12 protein-coding genes are annotated in these 15,330 nt (G+C 70.0%); 8 read left to right on the top strand and 4 right to left on the bottom strand.

Features of this window, described 5'->3' with window-relative positions; translation table 11 throughout:
* Positions 1-127: 127 nt before the first annotated feature.
* The 8 genes from OG841_RS23810 to OG841_RS23775 all read left to right on the top strand — a co-directional run bounded on the left by OG841_RS23810 (position 128) and on the right by OG841_RS23775 (position 7,635).
* Complete coding sequence (locus OG841_RS23810; RefSeq protein WP_371566811.1) at positions 128-970, top strand: M24 family metallopeptidase; 843 nt, start codon at positions 128-130, stop codon at positions 968-970.
* Positions 967-2,724: an SDR family oxidoreductase gene (locus OG841_RS23805; RefSeq protein ID WP_371566810.1), complete on the top strand. Its 1,758-nt coding sequence runs from the start codon at positions 967-969 to the stop codon at positions 2,722-2,724. Before OG841_RS23810 ends, OG841_RS23805 begins: the two co-directional genes overlap by 4 nt.
* Positions 2,673-3,590, top strand: a complete 918-nt coding sequence (locus OG841_RS23800) for a metal-dependent hydrolase (protein ID WP_371566809.1) — start codon at positions 2,673-2,675, stop codon at positions 3,588-3,590. Before OG841_RS23805 ends, OG841_RS23800 begins: the two co-directional genes overlap by 52 nt.
* Positions 3,587-4,525, top strand: coding sequence for a MerR family transcriptional regulator (locus OG841_RS23795; protein ID WP_371566808.1), 939 nt, complete (start codon positions 3,587-3,589; stop codon positions 4,523-4,525). Before OG841_RS23800 ends, OG841_RS23795 begins: the two co-directional genes overlap by 4 nt.
* 122 nt (positions 4,526-4,647) lie before the next feature.
* Positions 4,648-5,220: an RNA 2'-phosphotransferase gene (locus tag OG841_RS23790; RefSeq protein WP_365116402.1), complete on the top strand. Its 573-nt coding sequence runs from the start codon at positions 4,648-4,650 to the stop codon at positions 5,218-5,220.
* A 49-nt stretch (positions 5,221-5,269) separates the two neighbouring features.
* Complete coding sequence (locus tag OG841_RS23785; protein WP_371570801.1) at positions 5,270-5,734, top strand: hypothetical protein; 465 nt, start codon at positions 5,270-5,272, stop codon at positions 5,732-5,734.
* Between the two features lie 29 nt (positions 5,735-5,763).
* Complete coding sequence (locus tag OG841_RS23780) at positions 5,764-6,666, top strand: LLM class flavin-dependent oxidoreductase (RefSeq protein WP_328639646.1); 903 nt, start codon at positions 5,764-5,766, stop codon at positions 6,664-6,666.
* Between the two features lie 84 nt (positions 6,667-6,750).
* The gene (locus OG841_RS23775; protein ID WP_365116406.1) at positions 6,751-7,635 is read left to right on the top strand and encodes an HAD-IIB family hydrolase; all 885 of its coding nucleotides are present in this window, start codon (positions 6,751-6,753) and stop codon (positions 7,633-7,635) included.
* Between the two features lie 55 nt (positions 7,636-7,690).
* Here OG841_RS23775 and cydD read toward each other — a convergent pair whose 3' ends face one another.
* The 4 genes from cydD to hisC form a co-directional block, all read right to left on the bottom strand.
* Complete coding sequence (gene cydD / locus OG841_RS23770) at positions 7,691-11,179, bottom strand: thiol reductant ABC exporter subunit CydD (RefSeq protein ID WP_328639648.1); 3,489 nt, start codon at positions 11,177-11,179, stop codon at positions 7,691-7,693.
* 58 nt (positions 11,180-11,237) lie between these two features.
* Positions 11,238-12,242, bottom strand: a complete 1,005-nt coding sequence (cydB, locus tag OG841_RS23765; RefSeq protein WP_328639649.1) for a cytochrome d ubiquinol oxidase subunit II — start codon at positions 12,240-12,242, stop codon at positions 11,238-11,240.
* A gap of 18 nt (positions 12,243-12,260) precedes the next feature.
* The gene (locus tag OG841_RS23760) at positions 12,261-13,766 is read right to left on the bottom strand and encodes a cytochrome ubiquinol oxidase subunit I (RefSeq protein ID WP_328639650.1); all 1,506 of its coding nucleotides are present in this window, start codon (positions 13,764-13,766) and stop codon (positions 12,261-12,263) included.
* Positions 13,767-13,951: 185 nt separating this feature from the next.
* A complete protein-coding gene (gene hisC / locus OG841_RS23755) occupies positions 13,952-15,031 on the bottom strand; it encodes a histidinol-phosphate transaminase (protein WP_328639651.1) in 1,080 nt (359 codons plus the stop codon).
* Between the last annotated feature and the right edge of the window lie 299 nt (positions 15,032-15,330).

Genomic DNA, 15,330 nt, shown 5'->3' with positions numbered 1-15,330 from the left:
CTCCGTTTTCCACATCGGCAGGTTTTCCACAGCCCGACCCAGCCCTATTGACGCAACCTCTAACAACTGTCACATTCGCCAGTGTCACGTTACGGGCACGTACCGCAGTCGACGGGGACGAGGCGGCATGACGACGGCAGCGAACAGCGAACTCTCCACCCGATTGCGGGGATTCAGGCAGGTCCAGCGGCTCGCGTACGAATGCGCGGAGGCGGTCGCGGCCCGTCTGGAGCCCGGCATGAGCGAGCGGCAGGCCGCCCGGATGCAGCGCGAATGGCTGCGCGAGCGGGGCGTACGGGACTGGTTCCATCTGCCGTTCGCCTGGTTCGGGGACCGTACGGCGTTCACCGGCTTCCGCATTCCGCTGCAGTTCTTCCCGACCGACCGCCGCCTGGCGCCCGGCATGCCGTTCATCCTGGACATGGCCCCCGTGTACGAGGGCTTCACCGCCGACATCGGCTACTCCGGCTCGCTGGGGATCAACCCCGTCCAGGACCGACTGATGGCCGACCTCGAGGCGCACCGCGAGCTGATCCTGCGCGAGGTCCGTGAGCGGCGTTCGCTGCGCGAGATCTACGAGGACGTGGACCGCCTCATGGTCCGCCAGGGCTACGCCAACCGGCACCGCGCGTACCCCTTCGGCGTGATCGCCCACAAGGTCGACCAGGTCAAGCAGCGCCGCTGGTCACCGCACCTCTTCGGGTTCGGCACCCAGTCCCTGAAGGGCCTGGCCGCCGACGCGCTGCACGGCCACCGCGAGGGCTGGTCGCCCCTGTGGTCGCCGTACCGCTTCTCCGACCACCCGCCGCGGCCGGGCCTGTGGGCGGTCGAACCCCACCTCGGATTCCGGGGCACGGGCGCGAAGTTCGAGGAGATCCTGGTCGTCACCGACTCCAGGGAACCCGAGCAGAGCGCCTTCTGGCTGGACGACGATCTGCCGCACGTGCGGCGCTGGGCGGAGGCGAAGTGAGCTTGCTGAAGGGTGCGCGGGAGCGCCGGGTGCGGACCGGCGGCGTCGAACTGTGCGTAGCCGAACTCGGCGACCCGGGGCAGCCGACCGTGGTCCTGGTGCACGGCTACCCGGACAGCAAGGAGGTCTGGGCCGAGGTCGCGACCCGTCTCGCCGACCGCTTCCACGTCGTCCTCTACGACGTCCGGGGCCACGGCCGCTCCACGGCACCGAAACCGCTGCGCGGCGGGTTCACCCTGGAGAAGCTGACGGACGACTTCCTGGCCGTCGCTGACGCCGTCAGCCCGGACCGGCCCGTGCACCTGGTCGGACACGACTGGGGCTCGGTGCAGTCCTGGGAGTTCGTCACCGTCCCACGCACCGAGGGGCGCATCGCGTCCTTCACCTCGATGTCCGGACCGTCCCTCGACCACCTCGGCCACTGGATCGCGGGACGCCTCAAGCGCCCCACCCCGCGCCGGGCCGGCCAGCTGCTCGGGCAGAGCGCCAAATCCTGGTACGTCTACCTGCTGCACACCCCCGGCCTGCCCGAACTGGCCTGGCGCGGTCCGCTCGGCAAGGTCTGGCCCCGCCTCCTCGAGCGCGCCGAGAAGGTCCCCGCCGACGGCTACCCGACCTCCTCGCTGCCCACCGACGCGGCCCACGGCGCGTGGCTGTACCGGGACAACGTCCGGGCCCGGCTGCGCCGCCCGCGCACCGACGCGTACGCACACGCGCCCGTGCAGCTCATCACGCCCCTGGGGGACGCGTTCCTCTCGGAGAAACTCTGCGACGGCCTGGAGCAGTGGGCACCACAGCTGACCCGGCGCACCCTCCCCGCCAAGCACTGGATCCCGCGCTCACGCCCGGACCAGCTGTCCGCGTGGATCACGGAGTTCGTGACATCCGTCGAAGGCGGCCGGACCGCCGTGCGGGCGACCGGGAAGTACGCCGACCGGTTCGGCGGACAACTCGTGCTGATCACCGGCGCGGGCAGCGGCATCGGCCGCGCCACGGCGTTCGCCTTCGCGGAGGCCGGCGCGCGCGTGGTCGCCGTCGACCGGGACGCCGAGTCCGCCGCCCGCACCGCGGAACTGTCCCGGCTGCTCGGCGCCCCCGAGGCCTGGGCGGAGACCGTCGACGTCTCCGACGAACAGGCCATGGAGAAACTCGCCGGCAAGGTCGCCGCCGAGTACGGCGTGGTGGATGTCCTGGTCAACAACGCCGGAATCGGCCTCGGCGGCTCCTTCCTCGACACCACCACCGAGGACTGGAAGAAGGTCCTCGACGTCAACCTGTGGGGCGTCATCCACGGCTGCCGGCTCTTCGGCAAGCAGATGGCGGAGCGCGGACAGGGCGGCCACATCGTCAACACCGCCTCGGCGGCCGCCTACCAGCCCTCCAAAGCGCTGTCCGCCTACGGCACCTCCAAGGCGGCCGTCCTCATGCTCAGCGAGAGCCTGCGCGCCGAACTCGCGGGCCGGGGCATCGGGGTGAGCGCGATCTGCCCCGGCTTCGTCAACACCAACATCACCTCCACCGCGCGCTTCGCGGGCGTCGACGCCGACGAGGAGAAACGCCGCCAGAAACGCACGGCCCGCCTCTACGGACTGCGGAACTACCCACCCGAGAAGGTCGCCGACGCGATCCTGCGAGCGGTCGTGCGCAACCAGGCCGTCGTACCGGTCACACCCGAGGCCCGCGGCGCGCGCGCCATGGCCCGATGGGCGCCGAAGGCACTCCGGGCGATCGCACGGCTGGAGCCACCGCTGTGAGCCACGCGATCGCCCCGCGCCGGGTGTCCTTCGACTGGTCCCGCACGCCCCTGCACTGGATCCCCGGCGAGCCCACCGCCACCCACGTCATCAACGTGCTGCACCTGCTGCTGCCGGCGGGGGAGCGCTGGTTCGTGAAAGTCCTCAAGGAAGGCCTGCCGCTGGTCAGCGACCCCGAACTCCGCGCCGACGTCAAGGGGTTCATGGGCCAGGAGGCCACGCACAGCGTCCAGCACACGCACGTACTGGACCACCTGGCCGCGCAGCGGCTCGACACCGCCGACTTCACCAAGTACGTCGACTTCCTCTTCGAGCGGCTGCTCGGCGAGCGCCCGCCCCTCAACGCGCCCATCCCCGCGCGCGAGTGGCTGCGCTTCCGGCTGTCGGTCGTCGCCGCCATCGAGCAGTTCACGGCCGTGCTCGGCGACTGGGTGCTGGCCGCCGACGGACTCGACCGGGCCGGCGCCGACGAGATCATGCTCGACCTGCTGCGCTGGCACGGCGCCGAAGAAGTCGAACACCGCGCGGTCGCCTTCGACGTGTACCAGCACTGCGGCGGCACCGGAACGCCCCGATACGCCCGCCGGATCGCGGGCATGGCGGTCACCGCCCCGGTGATGCTCCACCTGTGGCTGTGGGGGACGGCCTACCTGATCCGCCACGACCCTCAGCTCGCGGGCCGCCTGCGCTACTCCCTCAAGGAGCACGAGAGGGCCGTACGAAAAGGGCTGCTGCCGGCCTGGCGGGAGCTCGGCGCGGCCATACCGCGGTACCTCCGGCGGTCCTACCACCCGTCGCAGGAGGGGTCGTTGAGCCGTGCGGTGGAATACCTGAAGCGGTCACCGGCGGCGAGGGCCGCCGCGTGAGCGACGCCCCCGCCCACCGGATCGAGGACCTCGCCCACCTCAGCGGCGCCACCGTCCGCACCATCCGCGCCTACCAGGACCGCGGACTGCTCCCCCGCCCCGAGCGCCGCGGCCGTGCCAACATCTACACCGACACGCACCTCGTCCGGCTGCGCCAGATCGCCGATCTCCTCGACCGCGGCTACGGCCTGGCCTCCATCAAGGAGCTCCTGGAGGCCTACGACTCCGGCCGTGGCCTCGGCGGCATCCTCGGTCTTGTCGCCGAGGTCGACGGTCCCTGGACCGACGAGGAGGCCGTCCGGATCTCCCGCGCCGAGCTGGACGCCCGCTTCGGCGGCACCCCCGACGAGGCCGCGGTAGCCGAGGCGGTGGAGCTCGGCGTACTGGAGCCGGTACCCGGCGATGACGGATCCTTCCTCGTACCGAGCCCCCAAGAGCTCGCCGTGGCAGTCGAGTTGCACGCGGCCGGGGTCCCGCTCTCCGCGATCTCCGGCCACCTGCGGGAGTTGAGGGGACAGGTCGAGCACATCGCCGCCCGTTTCCTGGAGTTCACCACCGAGCACGTCTTCGCGCGCTACCTGGAAGGCCCGCACCGGCCGACCGACACGGACGCCACCGAAGCGGCCTCACTCGTCCGTCGACTGCGGCCGCTCGCGCAGCAGACCGTGGACGCCGAACTCGCCCGCGCAATGCGGACATTGGCGGTACGACACCTGCGGCACCACCTCGGTTCCGGGAAGAGCTCGGATGGGCGTCCGGCGTCACGTTCCGTGTCCGTGCCCGAGGAGACGATGCGGGCGGTGGAAGGGCTGGTTGGGGTGGAGCGGGCGGCGGAGTTCTTTGTGCTGGCGGCTGAACGGGAGGTGCGGGCAAGGGGGTTGGATGCGCTCACGTCAAGTGGACCGCCCCCAGTCGATCTTGGCGAAGAGGGCTGACATGACAGGGAGTTGTCCACAGAAACGCCAAGTAACCTGTGGATAACTACAGTTGGTTGTGGATCAAACATCCGGGCCAAAATCATTCGCGTGATTCACGTCTCTCCCGGCACCCTGGCGGGATGAACGAGAACAAGCCACGCGAGAGGGACGAGAGACGCAGCGTGAAGGTCTCGAAGTACCTCTCCAAGCATCTGCGCCATCAGCCCGAGCGCATCGGGATCACGCTCGACGAGGCCGGCTGGGTCGAGATCGACGCGCTGATCGCCGCGGCCACCGCGCACGGCTTCCGCTTCACCCGGGACGAGTTGGACCACGTGGTCGCCGCCAACGACAAACAGCGCTTCGCGATCGACGGCACGCGCATCCGCGCCAGCCAGGGCCACAGCATCGACGTCGACCTCGGCCTGCCACCGGCGACCCCGCCGTCGTACCTCTACCACGGCACGGTGGCACGCCACCTGGACGCGATCCGCGCCGAGGGACTGCGCCCCATGAACCGGCACGACGTACACCTCTCGCCCGACCGCGAGACCGCGACCCGCGTCGGCGCCCGCCGCGGCCGCCCCGTCGTGCTCTCCGTGGACGCGGAAGCCATGCACCACGACGGCCATGTCTTCCACGTCAGCGCGAACGGCGTGTGGCTGACCCAGTCCGTCCCACCCCGCTACCTGCGGTTTCCCAAGCAGCACTGAGCACCGACGGAAGATGATCGACGCCATGCAACATGGCATGGACAACGGCATGGACCACCTCCCCACCACCGAGGCCGCCGTCACCGCGCTCCGCGCCCTCGCCGCCGCGTACGGGCTCGCGATCGAGGTGACCCACGACATCGGCGCCGACCAGACCTCCCGCCGCAGCGCCGCGGGCGTCGGCGTCACCTCCGACCCGGACGGCACCCTGCCCCACGAGGCCTATGTCGAGCTCGGCGGCCGGCCCCAGGTGGATGTGCGGCTGTTCCCGGACCACGACGCCCTGACCACCATCGACGGTGTCGAATGCCCCGACATCGCCCGCGACGACGTCCCCGCCTTCCTCCGCGCCCTCTACGAAGGCCACGCCTGGGTGAAGACGCGCCGGTTCCCGCCCAGCCACTTCCTGATGGTGCCGCTGCCGGGCGACCGCGTGCACAAGGAGTTCATCCCGGTCGGACTCAGCCCCTGGCTCAGCGGCCACACGGTGACCGTGAGTCACGGTTTCACGTGAAACACGGCCCGGCGCATACGCTCGGACACATGAGTCTGCGCCTGAGCACCGTGATCCTCCCCTACCGCCGCTGGAACGAGGGGAGCCGCGAGGCCTGGCAGCGCGCGGACCAGCTCGGCTTCCACACCGGATACACCTACGACCACCTGTCCTGGCGCACCTTCCGCGACGGCCCCTGGTTCGGTGCCCTGCCCACGCTGACCGGTGCCGCGGGCGTCACCGACCGGCTGCGCCTGGGCACCCTGGTGACCTCGCCGAACTTCCGGCACCCGGTGAACCTCGCCAAGGAACTGATCACCCTCGACGACATCTCCGGCGGCCGCGTCACCCTCGGTATCGGCGCGGGCGGCACCGGCTTCGACGCCACCGCGCTCGGCCAGGATCCGTGGAGCCCGCGCGAGCGTGCCGACCGGCTCGCCGAGTTCGTCCCGCTGCTCGACCGCCTGCTCCGCGAGGACTCGGTGTCCTACGAGGGCGACTTCTACTCGGCGCACGAGGCCCGCAACATCCCCGGCTGTGTCCAGCGGCCCCGGCTGCCCTTCGCCGTGGCCGCCACCGGGCCACGCGGCCTGCGGCTCGCCGCACGCCACGGGCAGGCGTGGGTGACCACCGGAGACCCGAAGCTGTACGAGCACGGCACACCCGAGCAGTCCCTCCAAGCCCTCCGCAGCCAGGTCGAGAAGCTCACCGACGCCTGCGTGTCGATCGGCCGGGACGTGAACTCGCTCGACAAGATCCTGCTCACCGGCTTCACCCCGGACCGCGGGCGCCCGCTGGAGTCCCTCGACGCCTTCGTCGACTTCGCGGGCCGCCACCGGGAGCTCGGCTTCACGGAGCTCGTGATCCACTGGCCGGTCCCGGACTCGGACTTCGCCGCCGACGAGAAGGTCTTCGAGCAGATCGCCATGGAGGCACCGGCACAGCTGGGCTGAGGCGGCAGCACCGGGGCCGGTGGGGTCCGCTCCTGCGTCATCTATGTCTCACCTGTGCGGGCACCCACCCGGTCGTGCAGATACATGCGGGAGAATGAGCCGGTGACCTCAGCTACTCGACAGCCCGAGACCCCGGCCGCCGACATACATCCGCGCCTGATTGCCACCGATCTCGACGGCACTCTGCTGCGCGACGACAAGTCGGTGTCCCCTCGCACGGTCGCGGCTCTCGCCGCCGCCGAGAAGGCAGGCATCGAGGTCTTCTTCGTCACCGGCCGCCCGGCCCGCTGGATGGATGTCGTCAGCGACCACGTCCACGGCCACGGTCTCGCCATCTGCGGCAACGGCGCCGCGGTGGTCGACCTGCACGGCGGCCCCGGCGCCCACCGGTTCGTGAAGGTGCGCGAGCTGGCCCGGGAGAACGCGCTGGACGCCGTAGTGCTGCTGAGGGAGGCGGCGCCCGGCACGGTGTACGCGGTGGAGCAGACCTACGGCTTCCACCAGGAGCCGGACTATCCCAAGCTGCACATGGAGACCCCCGACAACCTCGCACCGGCCGAGGAACTGCTGGCCGAGGACGGTCCCGGTGCCGCCGAACCGGTGCTGAAGATCCTCGCCTACCACCCATCGATCGACCCGGACGCCTTCCTCACTCTCTCGCGCCTCGCCATCGGCGACCGTGCCAACGTCACCCGGTCCAGCCCCAGCGCCCTGCTGGAGATCAGCGGACCCGGCGTCTCCAAGGCCAGCACGCTCGCCCTGTGCTGCGCCGAGCGCGGAATCTCGCACGAGGAGGTCGTCGCGTTCGGGGACATGCCCAACGACGTCGAGATGCTCACCTGGGCCGGACAGTCGTACGCGATGGGCAACGCCCACCCGGACGTGATCGCCGCGGCCTCGGGCCGGACCGTCGCCAACAACGACGACGGGGTGGCCGTCGTGATCGAGCGGATGCTGGAGCGGCGGTAGGGGTTGCTGCGGCTCAGCGGAGGGCCACTCCTTGCGTGACCCGCACGTCGAGGCGTCAGCGTGCCGCCACCAGCAGCTCCGACTCCGCCTCCCGCTCGGCCATCGCGCGCAAAGGTCCCTCCACGCCCGCCAACTCCGTGTAGGAACCCCGCTGCACGACCCGTCCCTCATCGAGTACGACCACCTCGTCCACCGACTCGAGTCCTGCCAGCCGGTGGGTGATGAGGAGTGTCGTGCGGCCCTCGGTGGCTGCCAGCAGATCGACGGTGAGCGCGTCGGCGGTGGGCAGGTCGAGGTGCTCGGCGGGCTCGTCCAGGACGAGGACCGGGAAGTCGGCGAGCAGTGCCCGGGCCAGCGCGAGCCGCTGCCGCTGACCACCGGACAGCCACGCCCCGTGCTCGCCGACCAGAGTGTCGAACCCGTCGGGCAGGCTCTCGGCCCAGTCGAGCAGACGGGCCCGCTTCAGGGCGCCCCGCAGCTCGTCCTCGGTCGCGTCCTTCTTGGCGAGGAGCAGGTTCTCACGCACCGAGCTGTCGAAGAGATGTGCGTCCTGCGCGCACAGCCCCACCAGCCGCCGTACGTCGTCGCTGCGCAGCCCGTAGGCGTCCACGCCGCCCAGGGTGTAGGTACCGGCGTCCGCGTCCAGGAAACGCAGCAGCACCTGCGCGAGCGTGGTCTTCCCGGAGCCGGATGCGCCGACGACGGCGATCCTCCGCCCCTCCGCCAGGCTCAGGTCGAGGCCTGTGAGCGCGTCCCGGTCCTGGCCCTCGTGCCGCGTCGTCAGCCCCTTGAGGACGACCGGGAACGGGGAGGCGGGCGCGTGCCGAGCGGCCTCCGGCTCCCTTACGGGCTCGGGCGTGTCCAGCACCTCATGGACGCGCTCGGCGCTCCTGCGCACCCGCTGCCGGTACTGCACGGCGAGCGGCAGCCCGAGCACGGCCTCGAAGGCTGCCAGCGGAGTGAGCACGACCACGGCCATGGCAACCCCGCCGAGCCGACCGGAGGCGACCGCCTGGGCGCCGACGAGGGCGGTGGCGGTGACGGTCAGGCCGCAGATCAGGGCGGTGAGTCCGTCACCGAGTGCGGTGGCGGTGGCGGCGCGTGAGGCGATCCGGGTGAGGACGCCGTCCGCCCGCCGTGCCTCGGCGGTACGGGCGGGCAGGGCACCGGCGACGGTCAACTCCGCGGTCCCGGTGAGAAGATCGGTCACCCGCGTCGCCAGTTCCCCGCGGGCGGGGGCGAGCCGGCGTTCGGCGCGGCGAGCCACGGCTCCGGTGATGAGCGGGACACCGACACCGGCGGCCAGCAGGCCGACGGCGAGCGCGGCACCTGCCTCGGGCAGCAACCAGGCCGTGAAGCCCACGGAGGCCGCGGACACGACGAGGGCGGCACCGGCGGGCAACAGCCAGCGCAGCCAGTAGTCCTGGAGGGCGTCCACGTCGGAGACGAGCCGTGAGAGCAGATCACCCCGGCGGGCCGTGCGCAGACCGGCAGGCGCCAGGCGCTCCAGGCGCCGGTACACGGCGACCCGGGTGTCGGCGAGCATCCGCAGCACGGCGTCGTGCGACACCAGGCGCTCCGCGTACCGGAACACGGCCCGGCCGATCCCGAAGGCCCTGGTCGCCGTCACAGCCACCATCAGATACAGCACGGGCGGCTGCTGCGAGGCCCGCGAGATCAGCCACCCGGAGGTGGCCATCAGACCCACGGCACTGCCGAGCGCGAGGCTCCCGAGCAGCAGCGCGAGCGCGAGTCGGCCTCGTCGGGGTCCGGACATGGCGCGGACACGGGAGAGAACGCTGCGCGCCTCTGCCGGCGGCTCGGTCGTTCCGGGCTCGACCGAAGCAGGGCTGCTGTCCTCGACCGTACGTGCCGCGGACACCCTGGCCATGGCCTCCACCGGAGCCTGTACCGCCGGCTCTGCCAGCCGCACCACCCGGTCCGCCACCCCCAGAAGCGCCGGCCGGTGCACCACCAGCAACACCGTCCGCCCGGCCGCGAGTCGCCGTACCGCCGCCACGACCTCCGCCTCGGTGGCTCCGTCGAGCGCAGCCGTCGGCTCGTCGAGGAGCAGCACCGGCCGATCCGCGAGGAACGCCCGGGCCAGCGCGAGCCGTTGCCGCTGCCCGGCGGACAGCCCGGCCCCGTCCTCGCCGAGCACGGTTCCGGCCTCCAGGGGCAGCGCGTCGATGAACTCCAGCGCCCCCGCGTCCCGCAACGCCCTTCGTACTGCGGCCTCGTCGGCGTCGGGCCGGGCCAGCCGTACGTTCTCGGCGATCGTCCCGGCGAACAACTGCGGCCGCTGCGGCACCCACGCGATGCGCGACCGCCACTCCTCCAGGTCGGCCTCGGCGAGATCGGTCCCCCCGATCCGCACCCGCCCCTCGGTCGGCCGCACGAATCCCAGCAGGACGTTCAGCAGTGTCGACTTGCCCGCGCCGCTGGGCCCGACCAACGCGACCGTCTCCCCGGGCGCGACCTCGAAGGACACGTCCGCGACGGCGTCATCCGAACGCCCGGCGTACGCGACGGTGACCTGCTCGAAGACCAGCGCACCCGCGGGCACCGCAGCGGTACCCGCCCTCGGCACCGGCGTCTCCAGCACCGAGAAGATCTCCTCGGCGGCGGCCAGCCCCTCCGCCGCCGCGTGATACTGCGCGCCGACCTGCCGCAGGGGCAGATACGCCTCGGGAGCCAGGATGAGGATGACCAAGCCGTCGTAGAGGTGCATCTCGCCGTGGACGAGCCGCATCCCGATCGTCACGGCGACCAGTGCCACCGAGAGCGTCGACAACAACTCCAGGGCGAAGGAGGAGATGAAGGCGATCCGCAGCGTCCGCATGGTCGCCTGCCGGTACTCGCCGGTGATGCGCCGGATCGACTCGGCCTGCGCCTTGGCCCGGCCGAAAACCTTCAGCGTCGGCAGCCCCGCGACGACGTCCAGGAAGTGCCCCGACAATCGGGACAGCAACCGCCACTGACGGTCCATCCGGGACTGAGTGGCCCAGCCGATCAGCACCATGAACACGGGGATGAGTGGCAGGGTCCCGACGATGATGGCCGCTGAGACCCAGTCCTCAGTCACGATCCGAGCCAGTACCGCCACCGGCACGACCACCGCCAGTCCCAACTGCGGGAGGTAGCGCGAGAAGTAATCGTCGAGGGCGTCGACTCCCCTGGTGGCCAGGGCGACCAGCGACCCGGTCCGCTGCCCGCTCAGCCACCCGGGCCCCAGCGTCGTGGCCCGCTCCAGCAGCCGCCCCCGCAGTTCTGACTTCACCGCGGCACTCGCGCGGTGCGCCGCGAGCTCGGTGAGCCAGGAGACGAGCCCGCGACCGACAGCGACGGCCGCCAACAGCAGCAAGGGGGTGCGGAGTTCCGCGACCGCCAGACCATGCTGGAACGCGCCGACCACGACCTCGGCGACGAGCGTCGCCTGGGCGATGACCAGCAGGGCACCGAGGCCGCCCAGGCCGACCACGGCCACCAGGAAGAGACGGGTGGCCCGGGCGTATCGGAGCAGACGCGGGTCGATCGGTTTCACGTGAAACACACCCTCTTCTCAAGGGGCGTGTTTCACGTGAAACACGCCCACCTCGGGCTCAGTGCGCGGCTTCGGCGATGTGCTGCGTGCCGATCCGCTTGCGGAACACCCAGTACGTCCAGCCCTGGTAGAGCAAGACGACCGGTGTGGCGATCCCCGCGCACCAGGTCATGATCTTCAGGGTGTACGGGCTCGACGAGGCGTTGGTGACCGTCAGGCTCCAGTCCGCGTTGAGCGAGGACGGCATGACGTTCGGGAAGAGCGTCAGGAAGAGCATGGCCACGGCGGCCACGATGGTGACGCCCGACAGGGCGAACGACCAGCCCTCACGCCCGGCCTGGTTGGCCACCAGGGCGGCGACCAGCGCGGCCACGGCGACGACCAGCGCGACCAGGCTCTTGGCGTCGCCGCTGTCGACCTGCGTCCAGAGCAGGAAAACCAGCGCCAGCGCGGCAGAGACCAGGCCGACCCGGGTCGCCAGCTTCCGCGCCCGCTCCCGGATCTCCCCGACGGTCTTCAACGCCGTGAAGACCGTTCCGTGGAAGGTGAACAGCGTCAGCGTCACCAGTCCGCCGAGCAGGGCATACGGGTTGAGCAGGTCCCAGAGGGTGCCGACGTACTCGAAGTGCTGGTCGATCTTCACCCCGTGGACGATGTTGCCGAAGGCCACGCCCCACAGGAACGCCGGGATGAGTGAGGTCCAGAAGATCGCGGTCTCCCAGTTGCGCTGCCAGTTCTCCTCGGGCCGCTTGGCCCGGTACTCGAAGGCGACACCTCGAACGATCAGGCAGACCAGGATGAGCAACAGCGGCAAGTAGAAGCCGGAGAAGAGCGTGGCGTACCAGTCGGGGAAGGCGGCGAAGGTCGCACCGCCCGCCGTCAGCAGCCACACCTCGTTGCCGTCCCAGACGGGACCGATGGTGTTGATCAGGACACGCTTCTCGACCCGGTCGCGGGCGAGCAGCTTGGTGAGGACGCCGACCCCGAAGTCGAAGCCCTCCAGGAAGAAGTAGCCGGTCCACAGGACGGCGATGAGCACGAACCAGACGTCGTGAAGTTCCATGACTCGATCTCCCTCGGCCTAGTACGAAAAGGCCATCGGCTTGTCGGCGTCACGGGTGTCGCCGCCGATCTTCGTGGGCGGGTTGAGGTCGGCCTCGGTGAGTTCGGGCGGGCCGGCCTTGACGTACTTCACGAGCAGCTTGACCTCGACGACGGCGAGGATGGCGTACAGGGCCGTGAAGACGATCATCGAGATGAGGACCTCGGCCTGGGAGACGCCGGGGGAGACCGCGTGCCGGGTCTGCAGGACGCCGTAGACGACCCAGGGCTGGCGGCCCATTTCGGTGAAGATCCAGCCCCAGGAGTTGGCGATCAGCGGGAAGCCAAGGGTCCAGATCGCCACGAGCCAGTAGAGCCTGCCGAGCTTGGGGCTGAGGGCCTTGTGGAAGAGGACCAGATGCGGAACCTCGTCCTCGCCGACGCGCAGGTGCTGCGGGAGCATGAACTTCTTGCGGGTCAGCCAGAGTCCGGCGAGGCCGATGGCGAAGGACGCCATCCCGAAGCCGATCATCCAGCGGAAGGCCCAGAAGGTGACGGGGATGTTGGGCCGGTAGTCGCCGGGACCGTACTTCTCCTGCTCGGCCTTGTTGACGTCGTTGATGCCGGGGACGAACGAGGTGAAGTCGTCGTCGGCGAGGAAGGACAGCAGGCCCGGGATCTCGATGGCCACGGTGTTGTGGCCCTTCTCCACGTCGCCGTAAGCGAAGATCGAGAAGGGCGCGGAGTCCTGACCGTCCCACAGGGCCTCGGCGGCCGCCATCTTCATCGGCTGCTGCTTGAACATGACCTTGCCGAGGGTGTCACCGCTGATCGCGGTGAGCATGCCGGCGATGACCACGGTGACCAGGCCCAGGCGCAAAGAGGTCTTCATCACGGCGATGTGCCTCTTGCGGAACAGGTGGAAGGCCGCGATACCCACCATGAAGGCGCCACCGGTCAGGAAGGCGGCCGACATCGTGTGGAAGACCTGGGTGAGCGCGGTGTTCTGGGTCAGTACGGCCCAGAAGTCGGTCAGCTCGGCCCGGCCCTTCTGCTTGTTGATCCGGTAGCCGACGGGGTGCTGCATCCACGAGTTGGCCGCGAGGATGAAGTACGCCGACAGGATCGTGCCGATCGAGACCATCCAGATGCAGGCCAGGTGGATCTTCTTGGGCAGCTTGTCCCAGCCGAAGATCCACAGGCCGATGAAGGTGGACTCGAAGAAGAAGGCGATCAGGGCCTCGAAGGCGAGCGGGGCGCCGAAGACATCGCCGACGAAACGCGAGTAGTCGGACCAGTTCATGCCGAACTGGAACTCCTGCACGATGCCGGTGACCACACCCATCGCGATGTTGATCAGGAAGAGCTTGCCCCAGAACTTGGTGGCCCTGAGGTACTTCTCGTTCTCCGTGCGCACCCAGGCGGTCTGGAGGCCGGCCGTGAGGGCGGCCAGAGAGATCGTCAGAGGGACGAACAGGAAGTGGTAGACGGTGGTGATGCCGAACTGCCAGCGCGCCAGGGTCTCCGGCGCCAGAGCCAGGTCCACGTCGCCGCTCCTTACCTCACAGGCTTGTGGAACAAATGCTTGCGAAGCGACCGCTTGTGAAAGCGTTCACATTCACAAGCCAGTATGCCGCACCTGGTTTCGCTAGACGAAGGGGGGTCCCGGTTACCTCCGGAACCCCCTCTGCCAGCCTGCTCTGACCTGCGCAGACGCGCAGTCGGTGTGAGCTAGAGCTCCTTGCGGAACCCCTCCGCCACCTTCAGGAAGATGTCGTTCGCCTCGGTCTCGCCGACCGTCACCCGCACACCCTCGCCCGGGAACGGCCGTACGACCACGCCGTGCCGCTCACACGCCGCCGCGAAGTCGACCGTGCGCTCCCCCAGCCGCAGCCACACGAAGTTGGCCTGGGTCTCGGGCACCGTCCAGCCCTGGGCCCGCAATCCCTCCATCACGCGGTTGCGCTCACAGACCAGCGAGCCGACCCGGCCCAGGAGTTCGTCCTCGGCCCGGAGCGAGGCGATCGCCGCCTCCTGCGCGACCTGGCTCACCCCGAAGGGCACCGCGGTCTTGCGCAGCGCCGCGGCCACCGGCTCGTGGGCGATCGCGAAGCCGACCCTGAGGCCCGCGAGGCCGTACGCCTTGGAGAAGGTGCGCAGCACACAGACGTTCGGCCTCGTGCGGTACAGCTCCACACCGTCCGGCACCTCGGGGTCACGGATGAACTCGCGGTAGGCCTCGTCCAGCACCACCAGCACGTCACTGGGCACCCGGTCGAGGAACCGTTCCAGCTCGGCCCGCTTCACGACCGTGCCCGTCGGGTTGTTCGGGTTGCAGACGAAGATCAGCCGCGTGCGCTCGGTGATCGCTGCGGCCATCGCGTCCAGGTCGTGCACGTCACCCGCCGTCAGCGGCACCTTCACCGAGGTGGCGCCGCTGATCTGCGTGATGATCGGGTACGCCTCGAAGGACCGCCAGGCGTAGATCACCTCGTCGCCCGGGCCCGAGGTCGCCTGGATCAGCTGCTGGGCGACGCCGACGGAGCCGGTGCCGGTGGCCAGATGGGAGAGCGGAACACCGAAGCGCTCGGACAGCTCGTTCATCAGGCCCGTGCAGGCCATGTCCGGGTAGCGGTTGAAGGAGGAGACCGAGGCCGTCACGGTCTCGAGCACCCCCGGCAGCGGCGGATAGGGGTTCTCGTTGGAGGACAGCTTGTAGGCCACCGGGCCGTCGGCAGCGGCGGGCTTGCCCGGCTTGTACGTGGGGATACCCTCCAGCTCGGCGCGCAGCTTGGGGCTTGTCTCGCTCACCGCAGTCCTCCTCATGACCACCGACGCATGGCGGCCGACTCGGGCAGCCGGCTCCAATACTGCTCACCTTATGAGGATTGGGCGCCGCTGCGTACAGGTGAGAACCAACCTCATCAGCCCCACAGGCATCAGGGGCATCACCGTACGAAGGCAGACGAATCAGGGGGCGCGGTCACATATATCTATGCGCCGGTGGCTCGCGCCGTAGCGCGCGTCACCCGTGCAGGTGAGTTGAGACCTCTTCGAAACATCGGGGACTTGGCAGGCCCATGCGTGCCGACAAGTTACGTAGTGCCATT

Origin of the sequence: Streptomyces canus, from assembly GCF_041435015.1 — a bacterium.
Taxonomy (GTDB): domain Bacteria; phylum Actinomycetota; class Actinomycetes; order Streptomycetales; family Streptomycetaceae; genus Streptomyces; species Streptomyces canus_G.
The sequence above is the reverse complement of the archived record's forward strand: the minus strand, read 5'-3'. Positions and strand labels throughout refer to the sequence as shown.

What these genes read in the sequence shown, in the direction of transcription:
- OG841_RS23785 (WP_371570801.1), top strand. Translation starts at nt 5,270, where the DNA reads ATGGACCACCTCCCCACCACCGAGGCCGCCGTCACCGCGCTCCGCGCC.
- OG841_RS23790 (WP_365116402.1), top strand. Translation starts at nt 4,648, where the DNA reads ATGAACGAGAACAAGCCACGCGAGAGGGACGAGAGACGCAGCGTGAAG.
- OG841_RS23775 (WP_365116406.1), top strand. Translation starts at nt 6,751, where the DNA reads ATGCGGGAGAATGAGCCGGTGACCTCAGCTACTCGACAGCCCGAGACC.
- cydB (WP_328639649.1), bottom strand. Translation starts at nt 12,242, where the DNA reads ATGGAACTTCACGACGTCTGGTTCGTGCTCATCGCCGTCCTGTGGACC.
- OG841_RS23800 (WP_371566809.1), top strand. Translation starts at nt 2,673, where the DNA reads ATGGGCGCCGAAGGCACTCCGGGCGATCGCACGGCTGGAGCCACCGCT.
- OG841_RS23780 (WP_328639646.1), top strand. Translation starts at nt 5,764, where the DNA reads ATGAGTCTGCGCCTGAGCACCGTGATCCTCCCCTACCGCCGCTGGAAC.
- OG841_RS23810 (WP_371566811.1), top strand. Translation starts at nt 128, where the DNA reads ATGACGACGGCAGCGAACAGCGAACTCTCCACCCGATTGCGGGGATTC.